The organism is Nitrospirillum karajorum (assembly GCF_036348415.1).
GTDB lineage: Bacteria > Pseudomonadota > Alphaproteobacteria > Azospirillales > Azospirillaceae > Nitrospirillum > Nitrospirillum amazonense_B.
This window is the reverse complement of record NZ_JAZBQB010000003.1, coordinates 2,195,693-2,212,404: the sequence shown is the minus strand read 5'-3', so window position 1 is coordinate 2,212,404 and position 16,712 is coordinate 2,195,693. Positions and strand designations below refer to the sequence as shown.

Annotated in this window: 14 protein-coding genes; 7 read left to right on the top strand and 7 right to left on the bottom strand. The window is 67.3% G+C overall.

The window, feature by feature from the left end; all coding sequences use genetic code 11:
• Window positions 1-500 precede the first annotated feature (500 nt).
• The gene (locus UCD39_RS24000; protein WP_330498188.1) at window positions 501-2,171 is read left to right on the top strand and encodes an MFS transporter; all 1,671 of its coding nucleotides are present in this window, start codon (window positions 501-503) and stop codon (window positions 2,169-2,171) included.
• A 94-nt stretch (window positions 2,172-2,265) separates the two neighbouring features.
• Here UCD39_RS24000 and UCD39_RS23995 read toward each other — a convergent pair whose 3' ends face one another.
• Both UCD39_RS23995 and def read right to left on the bottom strand, forming a co-directional pair.
• On the bottom strand, window positions 2,266-3,006 hold the full coding sequence (locus UCD39_RS23995) for a COQ9 family protein (RefSeq protein ID WP_330498187.1): 741 nt from the start codon (window positions 3,004-3,006) through the stop codon (window positions 2,266-2,268).
• A 121-nt stretch (window positions 3,007-3,127) separates the two neighbouring features.
• On the bottom strand, window positions 3,128-3,667 hold the full coding sequence (def, locus tag UCD39_RS23990; RefSeq protein ID WP_330498186.1) for a peptide deformylase: 540 nt from the start codon (window positions 3,665-3,667) through the stop codon (window positions 3,128-3,130).
• A 301-nt stretch (window positions 3,668-3,968) separates the two neighbouring features.
• Here def and rpsU point away from each other — a divergent pair, with 301 nt between their 5' ends.
• A complete protein-coding gene (rpsU, locus tag UCD39_RS23985) occupies window positions 3,969-4,172 on the top strand; it encodes a 30S ribosomal protein S21 (protein WP_012567245.1) in 204 nt (67 codons plus the stop codon).
• 184 nt (window positions 4,173-4,356) lie between these two features.
• Here the strand turns inward: rpsU and UCD39_RS23980 are convergent, their stop codons facing one another.
• From UCD39_RS23980 to UCD39_RS23970, 3 genes are all read right to left on the bottom strand, one after another.
• Window positions 4,357-6,066 (bottom strand): methyl-accepting chemotaxis protein, encoded by a 1,710-nt coding sequence (locus UCD39_RS23980; protein WP_330498185.1) that lies wholly within the window; start codon window positions 6,064-6,066, stop codon window positions 4,357-4,359.
• 229 nt (window positions 6,067-6,295) lie between these two features.
• Window positions 6,296-6,652: an HNH endonuclease signature motif containing protein gene (locus UCD39_RS23975; RefSeq protein ID WP_330498184.1), complete on the bottom strand. Its 357-nt coding sequence runs from the start codon at window positions 6,650-6,652 to the stop codon at window positions 6,296-6,298.
• 42 nt (window positions 6,653-6,694) lie between these two features.
• Window positions 6,695-6,895, bottom strand: coding sequence for a hypothetical protein (locus tag UCD39_RS23970; RefSeq protein WP_244909245.1), 201 nt, complete (start codon window positions 6,893-6,895; stop codon window positions 6,695-6,697).
• 531 nt (window positions 6,896-7,426) lie between these two features.
• On the opposite strand from UCD39_RS23970, the gene UCD39_RS23965 reads away from it, so the two are divergent.
• The 5 genes from UCD39_RS23965 (at window position 7,427) to UCD39_RS23945 (ending at window position 13,128) form a co-directional block, all read left to right on the top strand.
• On the top strand, window positions 7,427-8,611 hold the full coding sequence (locus tag UCD39_RS23965; RefSeq protein WP_330498183.1) for a Re/Si-specific NAD(P)(+) transhydrogenase subunit alpha: 1,185 nt from the start codon (window positions 7,427-7,429) through the stop codon (window positions 8,609-8,611).
• A gap of 5 nt (window positions 8,612-8,616) precedes the next feature.
• A complete protein-coding gene (locus UCD39_RS23960; RefSeq protein WP_040848625.1) occupies window positions 8,617-9,045 on the top strand; it encodes an NAD(P) transhydrogenase subunit alpha part 2 in 429 nt (142 codons plus the stop codon).
• A gap of 15 nt (window positions 9,046-9,060) precedes the next feature.
• Window positions 9,061-10,470, top strand: coding sequence for an NAD(P)(+) transhydrogenase (Re/Si-specific) subunit beta (locus UCD39_RS23955; RefSeq protein WP_145729520.1), 1,410 nt, complete (start codon window positions 9,061-9,063; stop codon window positions 10,468-10,470).
• A gap of 178 nt (window positions 10,471-10,648) precedes the next feature.
• Window positions 10,649-11,623 (top strand): ABC transporter ATP-binding protein, encoded by a 975-nt coding sequence (locus UCD39_RS23950; RefSeq protein WP_330498182.1) that lies wholly within the window; start codon window positions 10,649-10,651, stop codon window positions 11,621-11,623.
• Window positions 11,620-13,128, top strand: coding sequence for an ABC transporter permease (locus UCD39_RS23945; RefSeq protein ID WP_330498181.1), 1,509 nt, complete (start codon window positions 11,620-11,622; stop codon window positions 13,126-13,128). The genes UCD39_RS23950 and UCD39_RS23945 overlap by 4 nt, the downstream gene beginning before the upstream one ends.
• Window positions 13,129-13,138: 10 nt before the next feature.
• On the opposite strand, the gene UCD39_RS23940 is transcribed toward UCD39_RS23945, so the two are convergent.
• Complete coding sequence (locus tag UCD39_RS23940; RefSeq protein WP_330498180.1) at window positions 13,139-14,215, bottom strand: S66 peptidase family protein; 1,077 nt, start codon at window positions 14,213-14,215, stop codon at window positions 13,139-13,141.
• Between the two features lie 89 nt (window positions 14,216-14,304).
• Window positions 14,305-16,344 carry an aminopeptidase P family protein gene (locus tag UCD39_RS23935; RefSeq protein WP_330498179.1) on the bottom strand — a complete coding sequence of 680 codons (2,040 nt, stop codon included), beginning with the start codon at window positions 16,342-16,344 and terminating at the stop codon, window positions 14,305-14,307.
• Between the last annotated feature and the right edge of the window lie 368 nt (window positions 16,345-16,712).

Sequence of the window (16,712 nt, the reverse complement as noted above, 5' to 3'; positions counted from 1 at the left end):
AACCGTTGGAAAGAAGCCCCTATCCTTTTGATTCGACGGGCATTGAGGGACGATTGCCATGTTGCCGGGTCAAGACTGAGGTGTTACCTTTGCAAGGCTTGAGACGGTGCCGAAACCAATTGTCCAGGCGGCAAATGGCCGCGCGGGCAGGCGGGGGGTAGCGCTAACACCTCAAGCGAACGCGGGACCCGGCAGCGGGAACCCGCACGAGGCTCCGGCCAACGGGGCCCGCCAAGGCGCGGTTGAGTGTCAGGCCAGGGCGTCCGCGCCTTGCGCCAAGGGGACGGACGCGAAGGGGGGCCAGCGGCAGCAATCTGACATCAACGCCAGATATCCGAGCGCTATCCGGCACGCCGATTCTGGCCCGATGGCGGGCTACCGGCAGCAGGCGCGACCTCTGCCCCCTACCCGAACGCCCGCGTTCGACCGGCGGGGCCGAGGCGCCTCCCGGACCGCCCCGCCGCCAGCACACGATTAAAACATCCATGGGAGGAGTCACGATGGCGACCATCGCCAGCAGCAGTACCAGTGGGGCCTCGACCCGCATGACGAAGGAGGAGCGCAAGGTCATCTTCGCCTCGTCCCTCGGCACCGTGTTCGAGTGGTATGATTTCTATCTGTATGGCGCCTTGGCCTCCATCATCAGCGCCCGGTTCTTCTCGGGCCTGCCCACGCAGGGCGCCAAGGACGTGTTCACGCTGCTGGGCTTCGCGGCCGGCTTCTTCGTCCGCCCCTTCGGCGCCCTGGTCTTCGGCCGGTTGGGCGACCTGGTGGGCCGCAAGTACACCTTCCTGGTCACCATCGTGATCATGGGCCTGTCGACCGCCGTCATCGGCTTCCTGCCCAGCTATGAGTCGGTGGGCGTGCTGTCGCCCATCCTGCTGATCTCCCTGCGCCTGCTGCAGGGCCTGGCGCTTGGCGGTGAGTACGGCGGTGCGGCCACCTACGTGGCGGAGCACGCGCCCCATGGCAAACGCGGAGCCTACACCGCCTGGATCCAGATCACCGCCACCGGCGGCCTGTTCCTGTCGCTGCTGGTCATCCTGGCCTGCCGCACCAGCCTGCCGGAGGCGGACTTCAAGGAATGGGGCTGGCGCATTCCCTTCCTGGTGTCCCTGGCTCTGCTGGCCGTGTCCTTGTGGATCCGCCTGCAGCTGGACGAATCGCCGCTGTTCAAGAAGATGAAGGAGGAAGGCAAGACCTCCTCCTCCCCCATCCTGGACAGCTTCGGCAACCTCTATAACCTGAAGTTCGTGCTGCTGGCCCTGTTCGGCGTGGTCGCCGGCCAGGCCGTCGTTTGGTACTGCGGCCAGTTCTATGCCCAGATTTTCCTGAAGAGCACGCTCAAGATCGACCCCAACACCGCCGACACGCTGGCGGCCATCGCCCTGCTGTTCGCCACCCCCTTCTTCGTGGTGTTCGGCAGCCTGTCCGACCGCATCGGCCGCAAGAAGGTCATCCTGGCCGGCCTGGCCCTGGCCATCCTGACCTACTTCCCCATCTTCCGGGGCATCACCCACTACGGCAATCCGGCGTTGGAGGCGGCCATGGCGGCGGCCCCGGCCACGGTGACCGCCGACCCGGCGGAATGCACCTGGCAGTTGAACGTCACCGGCACGTCCAAGTTCACCTCCAGCTGCGACGTGGCCAAGGCGGCCCTGGTGGGCAAGAGCGTGCCCTACACCGCAGTGGACGGCGGCGCCGGCAGCGTGGCGCAGATCAAAATCGGCGACACGGTGATCGACAGCTACGACGCCAAGGCGCCGGACATGAAGGAGAAGAAGGCCGCCTTCGACAAGGCGGTGGCGGACGCGGTGAAGGCCGCTGGCTATCCGGCCAAGGCTGATGAGGCCGCCATCAACAAGCCGATGCTGACCTTCCTGCTGTGGATCCTGGTCATCTACGTGACCCTGGTTTACGGCCCCATCGCCGCCATGCTGGTGGAGATGTTCCCGTCGCGCATCCGCTACACCTCCATGTCCCTGCCCTACCACATCGGCAACGGCTGGTTCGGCGGCTTCCTGCCCGCCATCTCGTTGGCCATCGTGGTCACCACCGGCCAGATGTACGCCGGCCTGTGGTACCCGATCATCGTGGCCGCCATCACCTTCGTGATCGGCCTGCTGTTCGTGCGGGAAACCAAGGACGTGGAAGTCAGCCACGACAACTGAGCGCGCGCCTCGCAAGCGGGGCGCTTAAAGTCGAAGGGCCCGGACCTCACCCGTCCGGGCCCTTCCCGTTTCAGGAACCGGGATTATCGGCGGTTCAGGCGCGCTGGCGCAGATGGCGGGAGAAGCGCAGGGGCGAGGGCAGCAGGTCACCCACATTTTTCAGCGACGACAGCTTGGGCGGGGACAGGGTGGACAGCGTGCGGCCGAAGGCCATCACATTCTCGATGCGCCGGTCCAGGAAGGCCCAGGTGTCGGCGTAATCCGGCGACCGGTCACCCAGCCAGTACAGCACGGTGGCCGTCTGCACACCGGCCAGCAAGGCCCGCTTGGTGTAATAGTTGAAGTCCGTCGACTGGTCACCGGCGGCGTACCAGATGGCGTCCACCGTGCGATACAGCAGGCGGGCGGCCAGCGCCGTATGCGTGGGCAGCGCCACGAAGGAGGAAGTGCGCCGCACGGCCTCCGCCCAGGGGGACAGCAGTTCCAGGCGCAGGCGCACCGCCAGGGTCACCCGCGCCCGCACCTTCATGACCGACAGGTCCCGCCCCGCCAGCTGCGCCAGCATGGCGCGGTCCGCCCAATCGCTGAACTGCGCCACCCCATCGGCGACACCGCCGGGGAACAGCGCCACCAACTGGGCCGCACCCATGCCGGCGTCCGCCGCCCCCTGGCGCAGCGCCGCCGCCGACCAGCCGTCGAAGGCGACATGGGGCAGGATGGCTAGCATCAGCCGGTCCCGCAGGGCCAGCCGCTCATCCACCGGGGTGGTTGGCGATGGGGAAGACGGCGGAGCAACGGTCGAATCGGTCGGGGCGTCGGTATCGGGGGCGACCATGGGAAACACTCCCTTGCACGGGGCTGCGGCCACCGGGTGGCCGAAAACTGGCGCCAGTATAGGCGCGGGCCCCGCCCGTCTCCACCCCCCAAGTCGGCTCCCAGAGGGTGGCCAGGCGGCATCAGCCGGGCAGCCGGGGGACCGAATCGGTGCCGAAATACTTCATTTCCTCGGTGAAGCTGAGGAAGCGCAGGTCGTCCATGCGGTCCAGATACAGCACGCCGTCCAGGTGGTCGCACTCATGCTGCACCACGCGGGCATGAAAGCCCCGCGCCTCACGCTCCACCACAGAGCCGTCCAGCGCCAGGCCGCAATAGCGGATGTGGTTGTAGCGGGGCACCGCCCCGCGTAACCCCGGGATCGATAGGCACCCCTCCCAACCGAACTGCATCTCCTCCGACAGCGGCTCGACCACCGGGTTGACCAGCACCTGGGCCTCGACGCCATCGCCGGCCGCGCGCTCGGCCGGGACACGAAAGACGATGACCCGCCAGCCGACATGCACCTGCGGCGCGGCCAAGCCAACGCCGGACGAATTGATCATGGTCTCGATCATGTCCTGGGCCAATTGGCGCACCACCGCGGGTATCGGCTCCTCCACCGGCAGCGCCGGGCGCCGCAGCACCGGGTGGCCCATGCGGGCGATCTTCAGGATTGCCAATGTTCCCCCTCTCCCCGCCCCCATCCGTATGGTGGCGGCCGCATGCGATATAGGCAGCATCGGGCTAGTTTCCATGGGTTGCGCGCCTCTGTCACCCCATGCTGGGCCGCCTGTCCTTTTGTGGCGGAGGCCACCGCCCATCCGCGGGGCGCATGGGGGCCCCGCGTGCGGATGGCGGGAAAGGCTTCACAGGGCCGGGGGGCTGTGTTATACCACCGGCCTCCGATCGGGCTGCCTGCGCGACCGTGCGTCTTGGCTATTACCCGTTAACCTTTTACTCTGTTTGGAGTGGTGACGTCCCGTGCAAGTGCTGGTTCGTGACAACAACGTCGATCAGGCCCTCCGCGCTCTCAAGAAGAAGATGCAGCGCGAAGGCATTTTCCGCGAGATGAAGCTGCGTCGCAACTACGAGAAGCCCTCGGAGAAGCGCGCCCGTGAGAAGGCCGAGGCCATTCGCCGCGCCCGCAAGCTGCTGCGCAAGCGTCTGGAGCGCGAGGGCTACTAAGCCTTTCACGCGCTGTTAGACGCACGGACGGAGCCGCCCCTGAATCTCAGTGGGCGGCTTTTGTCATGCGCGCGTTTTGGAGGGTGGCCGTGCCGGGCCGCCCCCTTGAAGCCGGCCTGAAAAGGAACGGCCCGGGAAACGCCCCGGGCCGCTTGGATGAAGCCGCTGGATTACAAACGCCGCATCAGGCGGCGCTCATCTCCGCCGTGAAGGAACTGACCGTCCGCTTCAGGGTGTCGGAGTCCCGCGCCAGCAGCGAGGCCGAGGACTGGACTTGGCTGGCGGCGACACCGGTGCTGGACGCGGCTTCCGAAACACCGGCGATATTGGTCGTCACCGCTTCCGTCCCCCGCGCCGCTTCCTGAACGTTGCGGGCGATTTCGTGGGTCGAGGCCTCCTGCTCCTCCACCGCCGCGGCGATGGCCGACGCGATGCCGTTGATGTCCTGGATGCGCTGGGCGATGGCCTGGATGGCCCCCACCGCGTTGGACGCTGCCTGGCGGATTTCGCCCACCTGGGCACCGATCTCCTCCGTCGCCTTGGCCGTCTGGGTGGCCAGGCTCTTGACCTCGCTGGCCACGACGGCGAAGCCCTTGCCGGCCTCGCCCGCGCGGGCCGCCTCGATGGTCGCGTTCAGGGCCAGCAGGTTGGTCTGCGCGGCGATATCGGCAATCAGTTGGACGACATCACCGATGCGTTCCGCGCCGCTGGACAAGGTCTGGACCACGTGGTCGGTGTTGCGCGCCTCGGTGACCGCGTCATTGACTGTGTCCATGGTGCGCCCCATCTGGCGTCCGATCTCCTGGATGGAGGCCGACAACTCCTCGGCCGCCGCCGCCACCGTCTGCACGTTGGCGGAGGTCTGCTCCGCCGCCGACGACACCACCATGGACTGGCGGTTGGTTTCCTCGGCGTTATTGGACATGGCCTTGGCCGTGGCGTCCATCTCGTTGGCGGCATTGGCCAGGCTGGTGGACAGTTCGGAGATCTTGGCCTCGAAATCGCGGGTGATGCGGGCCACGCGCTCCGCCCGGCGGGTCTTCTCCTCCTGCTCGGCCCGTTGCGCGTTCTCCAACTCGCGGGCCCGGATCAGGCCGGCCTTCAGGTCGTTGAAGGCGCGGGCCATCTGGCCGACCTCGTCCTTCCGATCCAACCCGGCGAGGTCGACGCCGTAGTCCCCCTGCCCCAGGCTGACCAGCCCGCCGCTCACCCGCTGCAGCGGCCGGCCGATGCCGGTCACCGTCAGATAGAAGGCCAGGCCGCCCACCAGGCACAGGCCGGCCACCACCAGGCCGAACACCAGCCAGATCGTGCTGACGGTCCCCTCATGGTTCTGGCCGGCTATGGCATCGGCGTCGCCGCGAATACTGTCAGCCAATTTGGCCTGACGGTTCAGCAGACCCAGCATCGCCGGGTCGCACTTAGGCCCCATCATGGTGGTGCTGATGCGGACATTCTCCTCAGCGGAGGCGGATTTCGTCGCGGCATCGAGCGTTTGCCCGCACACGCCGGTGGGAGCCATCAAGGCCTGCATCTCCTGCTGCAAAGCCGCAATGTCCGACGCCCGAGCCGGCAATGCGGTCTTGGCCTGATCCATGTAGGTTTCATAAGCCTCGACGCCTTTGCGATAGTTTTCCGCAGCCTTGGCGTTGCCGGCGTCATCGGTCACCGTCATGCCTTCATAGATGGAACGCTCCATGAACACCAGGTAGCGGTTGGCACGCGACAACGCCATGGCGGCTTTGCCCGCACCGCTCAGCAAACGACCGTAGCTGTCATCGATGGCGGACATCCGTGTGGCGGCAAAGCTGGAGGCGACCAAGGCGAACACGCCCAGTAAGCCCAGCATCGCCAATATCTTGGCGGTGATCTTGAGATTCGCGAAAGCGGACATGATCCCCCCGGCAGGAAATGTTTATGGCCGACGCCGCGTCAGACGGCCGGCCCTCCGGGATGACTATTGATGTGCATTAAATAATTATTTATTAAGTCCTAAAGTCCCATATCCTTTTGGATATAAAGCCCCCAACATTCAGCAATTCAACCAAATTTGCTTTCTCTTACAATTCTTCGATCAAGGGCGATCTTGGGGCCGGCGCACGGGGCCGGGCCGGGCACGACGCTCAACGCCGCCGGGGCGCGGTCCGGGTCGTGAATTCGGGGGGCTTGTTGGCCACCCAGCGGATGAAGGCGGCGATAGCGGGATGGGCGCGCAGGGCCGCCACCGTGGCATAGGCCACGGCCAGTTCCCGCTCCGTCAATTCAGCGTGGATTTTGCGATGACACACGCGATGCAAGGGGACGGTCACGCGGCCGCCCTCGCTGCGGGGGACCAAGTGATGTAGCTCAACTGATGGCCCAGGCACTAAGGGCCGGCCACAGAGAGCGCAGACGCCTGAGGAGACGTCTTGGCGGGGCGCGGCGGGAGTGATGACACCCCGCCTGCGCGGGCTTTCGCTGGCTGGCGTCCCATGGGGCATCACCTGGCCCTGCGGGAGAGGGGCCAGGTGCGCCGCGGAACCTCAGTGGCGGCGGGCGCCGTCCTCACCAAACACCACCACGGGATAGCCGTTGTAATTCTCCGGCGCGCCGTGGTCGGGCGCCGTGACGCGCAGATAGATCAGCCCCTCGCCGATGCCTACGCCCACCACGGGGCGACCGGCTTCCGTCAGTTCCTTGAACAGGGCGCGCCCGGCCGCGGCCAGGGCATGGGAATCGGTCATCACGAATTCTCTCGTCCACATGGGGTGCGCCTATCCTTCTATGGCCGTTGCGGTCTGATGTCGGTTCAACGGCGGAAGGGCGGACACCGGGCGCAGTTTAACGGCGTGTTGTGGACCAAACCACCCCAATGTCCCGCATAGGTCTTTTTCACCCCTTGTCGGCGCGGGCCATCCCCGCGACCCTATGCCCCTGGCGGGGCCCCTTCCGGCCAAGTTGCCACACCCCAACCGCATGGCTGGCCCTTATGGTAACCGGTGGACAATTACACTTCCGCCCGTACATCCTGGTTGTGCGCGGGGAGGCGCGGCAGGGGGGCGTGAATGACGTTAATCATTTTTGCTGCGGGGGCTCGCGCGGATAATGACGGTTCCACGCGCATGCCTGTCCGCTTCTTCACAAAGATTACCGGATAGGTCATGGTGGCCCGGCGTCATCACCCTTCCGCGGGGGAAGTTTTCCTGCGGCTGAACTGACTCTAAGCCAGCCTTGGCCATCGCGGCCAGGGCCGGCGATCATGGGGAGCGTAACCAATGAAAATCGGCGTACCCAAAGAACGTCGACCGGGGGAGCTGCGCGTCGCCGCCTCGCCCGAGACGGTACGGAAATTCGTCGGGCTCGGCTTCGACGTCACCATCGAGACGGGCGCCGGCCTGGGCGCCGCCATCACCGATGACGCGTTCGCCGCCGCCGGCGCCACGATCGCGCCCGACGCCGCCGCAGCGCTGGCGGATGCGGACGTGGTGCTGAAGGTGCAACGGCCGGAGCCGGAGGAGCTGGCGCTGATCAAGCGCGGCGCCAAACTGGCCGCCATCCTCAGCCCCTATGGCGACGCCGACCGGGTGAAGAGCTACGCCGACGCCGGCGTCGACGCCTTCGCCATGGAATTCATTCCCCGCATCACCCGCGCGCAAAGCATGGACGTGCTGTCCAGCCAGGCCAACCTGGCCGGATACCGGGCGGTGCTGGACGCAGCCTATGAGTTCGGCCGCGCCTTCCCCATGATGATGACGGCCGCCGGCACCGTGCCGCCGGCCCGCGCCTTCATCATGGGTGTGGGCGTGGCGGGCCTGCAGGCCATCGCCACCGCCCGCCGCCTGGGCGCCATCGTCTCGGCCACCGACGTGCGCCCGGCCACCAAGGAACAGGTGCAGTCGCTGGGCGCCACCTTCGTCGCCGTGGAGGACGAGGAGTTCCAGCAGGCGCAGACCGCCGGCGGCTACGCCAAGGAGATGAGCCCCGAGTATCGGGCCAAGCAGGCGGCGCTGGTGGCGGAGACCATCAAGAAGCAGGACATCGTCATCACCACGGCGCTGATCCCCGGCCGCAAGGCCCCCGTGCTGGTGACCGACGCCATGCTGCGGACCATGAAGCCCGGCGCCGTGGTCGTGGACCTGGCTGTGGAACAGGGCGGCAATGTCGAGGGCAGCGAGCCCGGGAAGATCGTGGAGAAGTACGGCGTGAAGATCGTGGGCCACACCAATGTGCCCAGCCGCATCGCCGTGGACAGCAGCGCCTTGTACGCCAAGAACCTGCTGAACTTCCTGACCCCCCTGGTGGACAAGGAGGCGAAGGCACTGAAGATCGACTGGAACGATGAGATCATCAAGGGCACGGCCCTGACGCATGACGGCGCCGTCGTGCATCCGACCTTCGCCCCGGCAGCCCCACCGGCCCCGCCGGCCCCTGTCGAGCCAGCGCCCGAGAAAGCGGAGTAAGCCCCATGGACGCGCAAAACTACGCCAAGAACGCGGCCGACCTCGCCACCAACGCGCAGAAGCTGGCCGAGCAGGCCGCCAACGTGGCCAACCAGGCGACCCAGATCGCCACCGACCAGGCCCAGCAGGGCATGCCCTTCATCGTCACCGGCCTGACGGTCTTCGTGCTGGCGGTGTTCGTCGGCTACTACGTGGTCTGGCGGGTGACGCCGGCCCTTCATAGCCCGCTGATGAGCGTCACCAACGCCGTGTCGTCGGTCATCATCGTCGGCGCGCTGATCGCCACCGGCGCCCACCACTTCGGCTTCTCCATGGTGATGGGCTTCCTGGCCGTCATCCTGGCGTCGGTGAACATCTTCGGGGGCTTCATGGTCACGCAGCGCATGCTGGCCATGTACAAGAAAAAGGCCCCTGCCCAGGGCGCCAAGAAGTAAGGGGGCCGGACCATCATGCTGATCGCGACTTCGCTCGCCTATCTCGCGGCCGCCGTGTGCTTCATCATGGCGCTGCGCGGGCTGTCCAGCCCGGAAACGGCCCGCAACGGCAACATGTTCGGCATCGCCGGCATGGCCATTGCCATCATCACCAGCCTGTTCGTGCTGCCGCAGTTCTCCTTCCTGGCGGCAGTGCTCATCATCGTCGGCATCGCGCTGGGCGGCACGGCGGGCGCGCACATCGCCCGCACCATCAAGATGACCTCGCTGCCGCAATTGGTGGCGGCCTTCCACAGCCTGGTGGGCCTGGCCGCCGTGTTCATCGCGGCCGCCGCCTTTTACGCGCCGGAGGAATACCGCATCGGCACGGACGGCGACATCCATGTCGGCTCCCTCATCGAGATGAGCCTGGGTATCGCCATCGGCGCCATCACCTTCACCGGCTCGCTGGTCGCCTTCCTGAAGCTGGATGGCCGCATGAGCGGCAAGCCCCTGGTCTTCCCCATGCAGCACCCGCTGAACGCCGCCCTGGCGGCCGGCCTGGTGCTGCTGATCCTGCTGCTGTGCGCGACGCAAAGCGCCTTCTTCTTCTGGCTGATCATCCTGGTGTCGCTGGGCCTGGGCTTCCTGCTGATCCTGCCCATCGGCGGCGCCGACATGCCGGTGGTCGTGTCCATGCTGAACAGCTATTCCGGCTGGGCGGCCTGCGGCATCGGCTTCACCCTGCAGAACCCGCTGCTGATCATCACCGGCGCGCTGGTCGGCTCCTCCGGCGCCATCCTCAGCTACATCATGTGCAAGGGGATGAACCGGTCCATCTTCAACGTCATCCTGGGCGGCTTCGGTGGTGACGCCGCCGCCGGCGCCGCTGCGGGCCCGGCGGGCGACCGCAGCTTCAAGTCCGGCTCCGCCGACGACGCCGCCTTCATCATGAAGAACGCGTCCAGCGTCATCATCGTGCCCGGCTATGGCATGGCGGTGGCCCAGGCCCAGCACGCCGTGCGTGAAATGGCGGACATCCTGAAGAAGGAAGGCGTGGACGTGAAGTACGCCATCCACCCGGTGGCGGGCCGCATGCCCGGGCACATGAACGTGCTGCTGGCCGAGGCCAACGTGCCCTATGACGAGGTGTTCGAGCTGGACGAAATCAACCGCGATTTCAGCCAGGCGGATGTCGCCTACGTCATCGGCGCCAACGACGTCACCAACCCCGCCGCCAAGACCGACCCCAGCAGCCCCATCTACGGCATGCCCATCCTGGACGTGGAGAAGGCCAAGACCGTGCTGTTCATCAAGCGGTCCATGGGCGCCGGGTATGCCGGCGTGGAGAACGAACTGTTCTTCCGCCCCAACACCATGATGCTGTTCGGCGACGCCAAGAAGGTCACCGAGGAGATCGTGAAGGCCATGTCCGGAGGACATTGACAAGCCCCCCGGCGGGCGCTGAGCCTTTTCGGCAAGTGCAAGAGACGAGGCCCGGTGGAGCGATCCGCCGGGCCTTTCTCTTGGCCGGGACAAACAGACGCGCTGGCGGCCCTTTACCGCCTCAACTCCCCAGTGCATTCTTGATGCGCCAAACAACAATACGGGGCTGGCGGCGGGCATGAACGCTCTGGAATTCACCGCGATCCGCAAATCCTTCGCCGATTTGGTCGCCGTCGACGATTTGAGCTTCCAGGTGCGCGACGGTGAGGTGTTCGGCTTCCTCGGCGGCAATGGCGCGGGCAAGACCACCTCGTTGCGCATGGTCCTCGACATCATCCGCCCGGATGAGGGCGCCATCTCGATATTCGGGCGGCCGCCGGACCGGAAGCGGTCGGGCGAGATCGGCTTCCTGCCGGAAGAACGGGGCCTGTACCGCACCATGAAGGTGCTGGACACCATCGTTTATTATGGCCAGCTCAAGGGCATGAGCGCCGCCGACGCCCGCGCCGAGGGACGGGCCCTGCTGGAACGGTTTGGCCTGGCCGCCTTCGAGCGAACCCGGATCGACAAGCTGTCCAAGGGCATGGCGCAGAAGGTGCAATTGGCCACGGCGGTGGTGAACAAGCCGCGCCTGCTGATCCTGGATGAACCGTTCTCCGGGCTCGATCCCCTGAACCAGGGCTTGCTGGAGGATGAGATCCGGCGGGCGCGCGATGGCGGCGCCACGGTCATCTTTTCCACCCACGTCATGCAGCATGCCGAACGGCTGTGCGACCGCCTGCTGCTGCTGGCCAAGGGGCGCAAGCGGTTCGAGGGCACGCAGGATGAGGCGCGCGCCCTGCTGCCCGCCCGCCTGTCTGTGATCACCCGGGCCGATGCGGCGACCTTACCCGGGGTGCAATCGGCCGACGCCGGTGCGCCCCTGGCCGGCGATGGGGGCGACGGCTGGCGGGAGTGGGAGGTGAAGCTGGTGCCCGGGGTGGACCCGGGGGATGTGCTGGAACGCTGCGTCGCCGAGGGTGTGCCCCTCCGCCGCTTCGAACAGCAACGGGCCAGCCTGCACGACGCCTTCGTCCACATCGTCGGCCCGTCGTTCATCGACTCGACCGGGAAGCCCACCCCCAATAAGCCCAGCCAGGGAGAAGCGGCATGATCCGCCACATCCTGCTTGTCGCCACCCGTGAATTCCGCCAGATCACCGGCACCCGCGGCTTCTGGATTACCCTGCTGATCCTGCCCATCATGCTGGCGGCGGGGCCCGTCATCCAAAGCATCATGAGCCGGGACGAGATCGAGCGGGTCATGATCATCGACCGGGGTGACGGCGGGGTGGAAGCCGCCATCCGCGACACCTTCGAGCAGGAGCAGCAGCGCGCCACGCTGGTGCAACTGGGTCGCTATGTCGAGCGCCACCACCTGGAAAGCGCCGACCCGCAGGCGCCCTGGGCGGCGCACGGCCGTTGGTATACCGACCAGGATGTCCGCCAGTTCCGGGCCAATGGCGGCCTGTCGGCGGCGCTGGCCCGGATTCAGGCCGTCGCCCCGCCGGAGCTGCCGGCCTTTACGGCGCCCAGGCCGGACTATTCCTTCGTGGCGGCGCCGGCATCGGTGACCGCGACACCCGACGCCGGGCTGGACACGGCCCTGCATCCCCTTTTGCATCCGGACAGCACCAGCGGGGGCGCTCCTGGGGGTCAGGACGGCGCGATCAATTATGTGGTGCTGATCCCCGCCGACTTCGGGACTGCCAGCCAAGTCAGGCTCTGGGCCAACGGGCAGCCGCATGGCGGCTTCGTCGATCGTTTGCAGCAGGTGCTGACCCGTGACCTGAGGACCCGCTTCCTGGTGACCCATGGCACTACGGCCGAGGTCGCCGACGCGGCCGCGACGATCACGCCCATCGTCACCATCACCGCGCCGCCACCGGGCGGCGGCGCCCGGGAGGCGATGCTGGTCCGCTCCATCCTGCCCTTGGTCGCCGCCTACATGCTGATGATGAGCCTGATGCTGTCCGGCAGCTGGATGCTGCAGAGCACGGTGGAGGAACGGTCCAGCAAGCTGATCGAGGCCGTGCTGTCCTGCGTGACGCCGCATGAGCTGATGTATGGCAAGCTGGCCGGAACCATCGCCGTGGGCCTGGCCATGATCGCGGTCTGGATCGGCTGCGCCTTTGTCGCCGCCTATGCCACCCATGGCGTGATCGCTGACATGATCCGGCCGGCGCTGGCGCCGCTGTCGTCACCGGGCGCCGTCGCCGTGATCGTCTATTTCCTGGTGATGGGCTATATCGCCGTCTCCGTGGTGTTCCTGGCCATCGGCGGGATCAGCGAGTCGATGCGCGATGCCCAGGCCTACCTGACGCCGGTGATGCTGATCATCCTGATGCCGGTCATTGCCCTGATCCAGGGCATCCTGGCGGGCGGCGGCGGCATCGGCATCGAAATCCTGACCTGGGTCCCCATCTGGACGCCCTTCGCCGTGCTGGCGCGCCTGGGCCTGGGCATGCCGACGTGGGAGGTGCTGGGCGCCGGCGCCACCCTCGCCCTGTTCGCCGTGGTGGAGGTGATGCTGCTGGGCCGCCTGTTCCAGGCCAGTATCCTGGCCGCAGGCTCCCGGCCCAACTTGGCCACCATCATCGCCCGCATGCGCCGGTCTTGAGCGGGGGGCCCTACCCCACCACCCCGCTCTCCAACACCGTCAAGGTGCGCGCCGTGGCGTCCAGGTGGGCCTGGACGCCCAGCGGCACGGTCAGGGTGTCATCGGTATGGCCCAGGGCCAAGCCAGAGAAGACGGGGATGCCCAGGTCGCCCAGCACCAGGTCGAACACCTCGTTCAGGCCATAGGGTGAGGCGTCGGAGGGCTTGTCGCAGCCAGCGCAGGCGCCAACGGCGATGCCGGCCGCCGCCTGGAGCTTGCCGGCATGGCGCAGGGTCCACAGCATGCGGGCGATGGCGTAGGGCACCTCATCCACGTCCTCGACCATGACGATGGCGCCGCGCGTGTCGATCTCCCACGGCGTGCCCATGGCGGCCATGATCATGGACAGGTTGCCGCCCACCAGGCGACCGCTGGCCTGGCCCGGCGCGATGGTGCGCAGGGGATAGGCGGGGCGCAGCGGGTTGCCCTCCTCTGGATTGCGCAGGATGCCCACGGGCTCCGGCGCGCATACGGCGCGGCGCAGCGCCTCCAGCGAATAGGGGGTGAACTTGGCCAGGCCCGGCATGCGGCCGTGGAAGGTGACCAGCCCCACCTGGCGGGCGATGGCCAGGTGCAGCAGCGTCGGATCGCTGAAGCCCAGGAAGACCTTGGGATGGCGGCGGATCAGCTCGTAATCCACGCGGTCCACGATCTCACTGACGCCATAGCCGCCCCGGGCGCAGAAGACGCCCCGGATGGACGGGTCGTCGACGAAGCCATGCAGGTCGGACAACCGCTCTTGAACGGACGCGGTGAAGGCGCGCGAGCGGTCCAGCAGATGCGGGGACAGCACCGGCACCAGGCCCAGCGCCTGGATGACGGCGGCAACGCGGTCGGCGATGGCGGGATCATAAACGGCGGTGCTGAGGTCCAGCACGCCCACCTTGTCGCCCTGGCGCAACATGGGGGGCCGCAACATGGGGGGCCACAGCATCGGGGGGCGCACCAGGGAGGGCTTGACCGGGTCTGGGCCGCCCGCCACCGCCGGAGCTGAAGACGCGATGGCGGCGACGGTGCCCGCCGTCGCCAGGAATGAACGCCGATCCACTGCCGCCCCCCTATCATGAGAACGGCAGCTTAAAGGATGCCGGCGGGCCCGCAAACCCGCCGGCGTCCACCATGTTCAGATCGGCATGCTCAGATCGGCGCGGTGGCCGCGGCCAGCCAGGCGGCGGCCTCCGCCTCCAGGTGCGGTCCCACCTTTTCCGCCACACGGGCGTGATAGGCGTTCAACCAGGCCTTTTCCGCCTCCGTCAGCAGCGACGGTTCGATCAGGTTGCGGTCGATGGGTGCCAAGGTCAGGGACTCGAACGCCATCATGGGCAGGTCGCCGCCGGGGATGGCGGTGGCCGGCTGCACCAGCACCAGGTTCTCGATGCGGATGCCGTAGGCGCCAGTGCGGTAATAGCCGGGCTCATTCGACAGGATCATGCCCGGGACCAGGGCCACGGTGTTCGGCACCTTGGCGATACGGGCCGATTCCTCATGCACCGAGAGGAAGCTGCCCACCCCGTGGCCGGTGCCATGGTCGTAATCCAGGCCCTGGGCCCACAGGAACTGGCGGGCCAGGATGTCGATCTGCGACCCGGTGGTGCCCTTGGGAAAGCGCAGGGTGGCCAGCGCGATATGGCCCTTCAGCACCAGGGTAAAGTGGCGCTTGGCCTCCGCCGGGGGCGTACCGATGGCGACCGTGCGGGTGATGTCGGTGGTGCCGTCCAGGTACTGCCCGCCGCTGTCGATCAAGTAGACGCTGTCCTTTTCCAGCACCCGGTTGGTTTCGGGGGCCGCGCGGTAATGGACGATGGCGCCGTTGGGCCCGGCGCCGGAAATGCTGTCGAAACTGGTGCCCCGGAACAGCGGCTGTTCCTTGCGGAACTCAAACAGGCGGTCCGACGCGTCGATCTCGGTCAGCGTGCCGCCGGCGGCGGCCCCGCTGAGCCAGTGCAGGAAGCGGGTGACGGCGACACCGTCACGGACATGGGCGGCGCGGGAGCCGGCGATCTCCACCGTGTTCTTGGCCGCCTTGCGGAAGACGGTGGGGTCGCGCTCCTTCACCACCTGGGCACCGGCCTCGGTCAGGCGGTCGAACACCCAGGACGCGGTCCAGACGGGATCGACGCGCACCTTGCCGCCCGTGGCGCCCAGGGCATCCAGGGCGCCGCGCAGCTCCTCCGGCTTGCGGACGGACACCTGGTTGCCCAGGTGGACCTCCAGCCCCGGAACCAGCTTGCGGTTGTCGATGAACAGGTCGACATCGCCATCGTTGGTCAACAGGGCGTAGGACAGCGGCAGGGGCGTGTTGGGCACGTCGCCGCCCCGGATGTTCAGCAGCCAGGCGATGCCATCCGGCTGGGTCAGCACGGCGGCCAGCTCGCCATTGCGCTTCAGCTCGGCCGCGATCTCCGCCCGCTTGTCGGCGGACGATTGGCCGGCATGGGCCAGGGCGTGGGCGACCACCGGCCCCAGCGGGGCGGAGGGGCGGTCATGCCAGATGGCGTCCAGCGGGTTGCTGTCCACCGCCACCAGCGTGGCGCCGGCGCGGGCCAGCGCCGTCTTCATGCGCTCGATCCAGCCGACGGTATGCAGCCACGGGTCATAGCCGATGCGCCCGCCCTGCCTCACGACACCGGCGACCCAGTCGCCATGGAAGGTCTCGGTCAGGTGGTGGCGTTCATACAGGCTGCCGGAGACCTGGGCCTGCGCCTGCAGGGTATAGCGGCCGTCGACGAAAATGGCGGCGCGGTCACGCAGCACCACGGCCACGCCGGCCGACCCGGTGAAGCCGGTGATCCAGGCCAGGCGCTCACCGCGCGCCGGCACATATTCCCCCTGGTATTCATCGGCCCTGGGGATGATGAAACCGTCCAAATCGGCGCGGGCCAATTCACCCCGCAACGCCGCCACCCGGGCGGCAATATCGCCCCCCTGCGGCGGGGGCGGCGCCTCGATCAGCGACTTCAGCGCCGTCAGCTGCGCCGCCAGCTCATCCGGCAAATCGGCGCCGAACAGGGATAGGAAATGCGCGGGGTCCACATCCTCCGGCGCCGCCCGCACGCCGCGCAGCAGCTCCCTCACCCCGGCGACGTCACGGTCGATACCGGCCACCTTCAGCAGGCGGGCCAATTCGGCATCGCCACGATAGGGGACGGCGGCGGGGGGAATATGGGTGCTATCCACGGGTAAGACGCCTCTCTCAAGACCGGCAAGCGGGCGGCCGATTGATTTGGGGGACGAACCTAGGACGCGGCATGACCGCACGCAAGGGCAGTCCCAAAGCCCGATTTCGCCAGTGTAGGCGAGGCTTTTGACGTCATCAAATTTTTTGGTGGGGAGAGGAAGCGTCGCGGCGGGGACCAACGCGGGGAGAAGACCCCCGCCGCGACTTACCGGCGCCGGTCGCCCGATGCCGTATTCGCGGGAACCGGTAGCCCCAGCAAGGGCGACCGGTCACCATCGGACTTCGTGATACGCCCCGCCCCCGGGGCTGTCTGCCGCGTTTACAGTCTGGTTACATGAATTTACAGAAGGGAAAACGCCATCCGGAA

Bases quoted from the DNA above. Each gene is read 5' to 3' on its own strand.
- UCD39_RS24000 (WP_330498188.1), top strand. From the start codon at position 501: ATGGCGACCATCGCCAGCAGCAGTACCAGTGGGGCCTCGACCCGCATG.
- UCD39_RS23995 (WP_330498187.1), bottom strand. From the start codon at position 3,006: ATGGTCGCCCCCGATACCGACGCCCCGACCGATTCGACCGTTGCTCCG.
- UCD39_RS23980 (WP_330498185.1), bottom strand. From the start codon at position 6,066: ATGTCCGCTTTCGCGAATCTCAAGATCACCGCCAAGATATTGGCGATG.
- UCD39_RS23975 (WP_330498184.1), bottom strand. From the start codon at position 6,652: ATGCCCCATGGGACGCCAGCCAGCGAAAGCCCGCGCAGGCGGGGTGTC.
- UCD39_RS23970 (WP_244909245.1), bottom strand. From the start codon at position 6,895: ATGACCGATTCCCATGCCCTGGCCGCGGCCGGGCGCGCCCTGTTCAAG.
- UCD39_RS23965 (WP_330498183.1), top strand. From the start codon at position 7,427: ATGAAAATCGGCGTACCCAAAGAACGTCGACCGGGGGAGCTGCGCGTC.
- UCD39_RS23960 (WP_040848625.1), top strand. From the start codon at position 8,617: ATGGACGCGCAAAACTACGCCAAGAACGCGGCCGACCTCGCCACCAAC.
- UCD39_RS23955 (WP_145729520.1), top strand. From the start codon at position 9,061: ATGCTGATCGCGACTTCGCTCGCCTATCTCGCGGCCGCCGTGTGCTTC.
- UCD39_RS23950 (WP_330498182.1), top strand. From the start codon at position 10,649: ATGAACGCTCTGGAATTCACCGCGATCCGCAAATCCTTCGCCGATTTG.
- UCD39_RS23945 (WP_330498181.1), top strand. From the start codon at position 11,620: ATGATCCGCCACATCCTGCTTGTCGCCACCCGTGAATTCCGCCAGATC.